Below are 5,733 nucleotides of genomic sequence, written 5' to 3'. Positions count from 1 at the left end.
GCTGACAAGGTTATGCTCCTCTTTCCCGGATTTTCCGTCAAAAGTCTTCGAATCTGATTTTTGCAGAACAAAATCCCGTAATACGAATCTTTTTGTTACCAGGTATTCGGAAGGAAAGAAATCATCCATCAGAGGCTTGCTTCCGGGAATAAGGGCATTGAGTCGGGTATACATCCGACCGTTTATTTCCAGTTTCGTCTTTCCGTGCTGAATTTGAATGCTTTTATGGCAGGAAGAAAGCAAAAACAAACCAAGAAAAAAAAGGTAAAAATTATTTGTTTTCATACAGAAAAAGTTTTGCTTATAAGGTTATTTGTATTTTTCTATAATGCGAGTAGCATTGGTATTGTAGATTTTTTTCAGCACAGTCCGGGGCAGGGCAAAACCATGAAGAGCCCAATGATATCCAAACTGACTGATCTCATAGAAATGTTCGTCAGCTGTTTCAAGAATCCGGAAAGTGACCCGGTACATAGAGGGAGAAAATCCCATATCTGTTCCATAAAGCAGGCGATTCTGATACTTTTTATAGAAATTCTGCATATAGCGCGGAATCGTTGCCGATTCAGCGTAACGGGCCGAAATATCAGCATAGAAATTAGGGTAGGTATCCAGCATACGGCCCAGACGATCCAGATCATGGTTCAGGTTGGCAAAATGGCAGGCAATAAAAATGGTTTTGGGATTTTCTCTTACTGCATTTTCCAGTGTCTGAACAAGCTGGTCAAGGCCAAGAATGCCAGGTTTTGAAAGATCAATTTTCCATTCGAAAGCATTCATAAGCCCATCGTTGGTCGAATCCATTTTCTCGTACATCCACACAGGATCAGCCACATGAATATTTACCGGCATATGCAGTTCGGCACATTTCTGGAATACCGGTTTCAAACGGGGATCATCAATATGCATTCCCCAGGCCGGAACGGGATGCGAGTAAAACAAGCCCAGGCCTTTGTCACCCAGCTCACCTACTCCCCGCGCACCCTTTTTATAGCATCTTTCCAGCTCGCGCACAGCCGAAGCAGGAAAGTCAGGGGTATCATATCCGGTGTAATCCAGGCCACACCATACCTCAAACCTATCGCCATATTTACCATACAGTTCCATAATAGAATCGAACTCTGCACCGGTTGCCATACTTAAAATGATCGTTTTCTGAATTCCGCAGGAATCCATAATTTTTACCCAATCCGAAATTTCCTTTTCTGACCGGGCATATGGATGTGAATGCATATCAATTACTGGAAATGCAGCTTTCTGTACCTGTGTGACCGGAATCTTATACAACGACTTTGGCCGGTAATTGCGCAACAGCAGATTATTTACGTCCTGTGCCGTTAAAAAAAAGGCACTCACACTATACATTATCAGAATCAGGGAGAAAACGGATATCTTTTTGCTGTTTATCATAATTTTTTAATTAAGCATTCATAATTGTTTTTATTTTGGATTCAATCAGTTCAGCTACTTTCTTTGTTGCAGGAGGGAAAACCTTCCGAAGGTCAATTTCCTGGTTATCCTTCAGAATCTCCTGCAAGGCTTTCATGAAGGTGTTTTTGGTTTCCGTTGCCAGGTTGATCTTGCAAATTCCGTTGCGGACAGCATCCTGCAGCATTTCATCAGGGATCCCGGAACTTCCGTGCAATACAAGCGGGATTTTTACAGTGTGGGAAATGGAGGAAAGAAGAGATATATCAAGCTGCGGTGGCTTTTTATAGAATCCGTGGGCTGATCCAACAGCAACTGCAAGCATATTCACTCCCGTAGCTTCAACAAAATTCAATGCATCCTGCGGTTGTGTAAACCCTGCTTCGGTATATTCCTGGCCGAGTTTTGCCACAAATCCCAGCTCCGCCTCCACACAAGCCCTGTATGATTCTGCCAGCTTGACCACTTTTTTTGTGATTTTTACATTTTCTTCAAACGGTTTTTCGCTGGCATCAATCATAACTGAATCAAAGCCGGCATCCAGGCATTTTTTCACCATTTCCACCGTACTGCCATGATCAAGATGAAGCCATGCCTGTGCCCTGTACTCCCTTATGGCACTGCGGGCCATGCCGGAAGCTACTGCCAGTCCCATATAGGAAATGGAACTTTCGGAAAGTTGCAATATTACTGGCTGATTTAATGAAACCGCTGCCTGCAGAATGCCAGAAAGGGTCTCATAGTTATAAAAATTAGCCGCCAGGATGGCTTTTTTCGCCCGATAAAGTTCTAACATTTTCTCCTGTAACAACATAGCATCATAGATTATAATTAAAACGCTCCCTTGCCACTGACCTGACTGTATCATAGTCTTCAAAAGCTGCAGTACCTCCTGCCTGCGTGGTATTAATGGCTCCCATGAGAGCGCCCGTCTCCATACATTTTTTCAGCGAAGACTTTTTTACATATTCAGAAAGAAAACCAGCATTAAAACTATCGCCGGCACCAATGCAATCCACAACCTGCTCATTTTTAAACGCCGGTTGATGGCTAAGGCTTTTACCATCCCATAACCATGCTCCTTCCTCACCGTTCTTTACAACCAATATATTGGCCAGTTTACTCAACTTCCGTACAGCATCTTCAAGGGTCTTTTCACCGGTAATATACTTCAATTCCATGATATTCGGCATAAACACATCAACATAGGGCATGAGTTCTTCCAGGGGAAGTTCCCATTTTTCTTCCGGGTCCCACTGCGGATCCATGGAAGTTGTCAGACCTGCTTTCTTTGCCATACGGAATAATTCCGGCAGGCTCTTTTTCATTTCAGGCTGGATAAAGCATGAAGAAAAATGCAAATGTTTTGCCCGGGACAAAAATTCAAAATCAATATCGTTGATTCCAAAATGATTCATTGCACCGGGAAAAGTAATGTTGGCCCTATCCTGGCCATAGTTCAGCACGATGGTCGCTCCGGTCGGATATCGTTCGTCCCGGATAACACGACTGCAATCCACTCCTCTCCTGTTAAGTGATCCGAAGACAATTTCCGAAAAAACATCCTTACCTGTTTTGCCGGTAAAAGCCACCCTGGTTCCGAGGGAACTGAGATTGCTCGCCAGGATAGCCGAAGAACTTCCCAGTACAACCGACATGTCGTTGGCAAGAATTTCTTTTCCTATCTCCGGGAACGCCTGAATGTTATTGAGAATAATATCGACATTCAGTTCGCCGGCAACCAGCACATCAAATTCTTTTTTCATCTCTTGCTGTTTTCCTTGTCTGATAAAATTAATCTTACCGTCAGTTTCTTACAACAGATTATTCAAACCGGCCAGGTTGAAGGCAGCAAAGTACTTATCCATGGCTCTCCCGATATGGGCTTCCACAATAGATTCTGCATCAATACCCTGCAACCTCAGATTTTCATATACATGGTGCCTGGCCGCTACAATTTCCGGTTTTTCCCAGATATAACGGCATCCTGTCTTAATCAGCCATTCCTGTCGCTCCGGATCATTGGTGTAAAAATTCTCCCGGTTTTCACCCGGACGAATCCATTTACGCCAGCGACCAGAATCTACAACAGCTTGTTTGAGAAGTTCCCTTATCGGAACTCTTCTGCCCGTCTTACCCTCTATGAGCAAACCAGAATGAATTCTTTCCAGTTCCAATAAAGCATCGTATTCTCTTTCGGTAAATTCCGGCCCAACATTGGCACCACCCATTCCCGACAGCGGATATGCTTCCGGGTTTTTCACATTGTCTGTATAATGCCCTTTAATAACACTTCCATACCGGGCAGCTATCCCGGCAAGCCTTCCGGCAACTTCCGGGTCAAAATCAGTAGTGTGCAGATCGGTACCGACTTTACCAACAACAAAGCAAGGCCATACATGTTCCTTGTTGACTTCTTTCAGCCTTTTCTTCAGCAAATCCAGAAACCGGGTAAATGTGGCAAGGTCAGCCAGTCCTCCGTGCACTTCTTCAGTTCCCACTTCGTAGGCTATTTTCGGATATCCATTTGCCTCCCTAAACTTTTCGGCATGCAACAACAATTCAACAGTTCGCTCGACAACTGTCTCTATGGCAATCTGCTTTCCTTCCGGCAAGGTAATATCTACCGTAGGATCAATGTGAATCAAATCATACCCGGCCATAATAGCTTCTTCAAATGATTTCTTGACAGCCGCCATGGTATCATCATAACTCCATTTTTCAAGAGTATGGCGGTCTTTCAGCCAGGGACCTCCGTGGTCAATCGCTACGATCACCGGAACTTCAAGATGAATAGCACGGGCATACTGCCGGATTGTGTTAACAAATTCAGCCTGCGTAAGGCCGGTGTAACCTCCGTCAACATCCACCTGGTTAAGGGTGGCTGCAAATTTAACAGGAGCATTCCATCGTTTGGCGGCTTTCAGTGCTGTTTTAATAACAGAAACAGAATTGGGACAGACAGCAAAAACCGTCCGGTTGATGCCGGTATCTTCCTTCAGTTTCTTTATCCGCATTAGGATATAATCCATCAGAGGCAGGCCCGCCTTTCCGGCTCGTTCACGCACTTCCTTGTTCATACCACGATACAGCTTTTAATAAGAATAAATATGCACGTTTTCAACTACTCTTGAGATGGCTCCGCTTACAGAAGGGTTATCGGGGCTCAGGTTAAGAGCCAGCGACTTATAGAAACCAAGCAGCTGGCCGGGAATTATGTCACATACTGTCAGCAGTGCTTCTTCGAGACGACTGCCTGCATCGGAAAGCTGAATGTCCAGGTCAAAAACAAGACCGTTTACCGGGGTTTCGAAAAGTCCGATTGTGTAAAGAGGTGGTTTGCCTTTTCTTATGTCCAGAACCAGGTCTCTTTCATATTGCCATGCATAAGGGTCATTGGAGAAAATAAAAACCACCAAAGTTGTTTCATCAATTACTGCCTTAGGGCCATGACGTAGACCCAAAAAGGTATCGTTCTTGCATACGATGGTCCCATCAGTTAATTCCTGCAGTTTAAGCTGAGATTCAGTTGCTGTGCCAAACAAAGGCCCGGAACCAAGAAAAACAGCCCGTTTAAAATCCATTGAAGCCACATCTTTTAACGGAGCTGAGAAATCATCAAGGATACGCCGCCCGTAACGGTAAAGTGTTTCAACCTGAGGTGTAAGAGCTTCCAGTTCTCTGAGGCGGGCAATCAGAAAACCTGCCAAAAGCATGGAGGTATAACTGCCAGTCATCGCCAGGCCCTGGTCATTGGATTCAGGCGGCAACACCAGATTATATCTGGGTGAATCAGTAGAACATTTTGCCAGCTGTCCCTCTGCATCACAGGTAATTACCAGATGATATACCTTCCCGCAGAGTTTATCGGCCAGAGCCACTGCTGCCGTACTTTCCGGACTGTTACCCGAGCGGGCAAAGGAGATAAGGAGAAGGGTTTCCTGCTGAAAAAAGTAATCTGCCGGATGAGAAACAAGATCTGTTGTGGGTATTGCATAAGTATGGCGGTGGAGGCATTTGCCAAAAACACTGTGCAGAGACAATCCAATGTACGCACTGGTACCTGCCCCGGTAAGGATAATCCTGGAGGCTTCTGCAACTGCCTGTTTCAGAAAACCTGCTATTTCCTCTTTTTTGGCTTTGATCAGGGAGTACGTCTTAAGCCAAAGCTCAGGTTGTCCGGCAATTTCGGTAGCAGTATGGATTGCTCCCCTTTCGTTAAGCCATTGTTCATCAAATCCCAGTAGATGCATATGCTTGCGTTTTATGAAACAAATATATACATTTTGAAAGTAAGTAAAAAAT

General features: G+C 44.6%; 6 protein-coding genes. All 6 read right to left on the bottom strand.

All coding sequences use genetic code 11. From position 1 onward, the window contains the following. Positions 1-285: hypothetical protein (locus tag GX419_08400; GenBank protein NLI24709.1), on the bottom strand; the 285-nt coding region annotated here is incomplete at its 3' end. A gap of 24 nt (positions 286-309) precedes the next feature. After that, on the bottom strand, positions 310-1,410 hold the full coding sequence (locus GX419_08395) for an amidohydrolase family protein (protein NLI24708.1): 1,101 nt from the start codon (positions 1,408-1,410) through the stop codon (positions 310-312). Between the two features lie 10 nt (positions 1,411-1,420). Continuing rightward, on the bottom strand, positions 1,421-2,242 hold the full coding sequence (locus tag GX419_08390) for a class II fructose-bisphosphate aldolase (GenBank protein ID NLI24707.1): 822 nt from the start codon (positions 2,240-2,242) through the stop codon (positions 1,421-1,423). Between the two features lie 4 nt (positions 2,243-2,246). Then, positions 2,247-3,194, bottom strand: a complete 948-nt coding sequence (locus GX419_08385; GenBank protein NLI24706.1) for a carbohydrate kinase family protein — start codon at positions 3,192-3,194, stop codon at positions 2,247-2,249. A 48-nt stretch (positions 3,195-3,242) separates the two neighbouring features. After that, positions 3,243-4,508: a class II D-tagatose-bisphosphate aldolase, non-catalytic subunit gene (locus GX419_08380; GenBank protein ID NLI24705.1), complete on the bottom strand. Its 1,266-nt coding sequence runs from the start codon at positions 4,506-4,508 to the stop codon at positions 3,243-3,245. A 15-nt stretch (positions 4,509-4,523) separates the two neighbouring features. Continuing rightward, positions 4,524-5,681 (bottom strand): SIS domain-containing protein, encoded by a 1,158-nt coding sequence (locus tag GX419_08375; protein NLI24704.1) that lies wholly within the window; start codon positions 5,679-5,681, stop codon positions 4,524-4,526. Positions 5,682-5,733: the final 52 nt, after the last annotated feature.

The sequence above is a fragment of the Bacteroidales bacterium genome (genome assembly GCA_012517825.1).
In the GTDB taxonomy this organism is placed as follows: domain Bacteria; phylum Bacteroidota; class Bacteroidia; order Bacteroidales; family JAAYUG01; genus JAAYUG01.
Note: the sequence above shows the minus strand (reverse complement) of the source record. Positions and strands in the feature narration are given on the sequence as shown.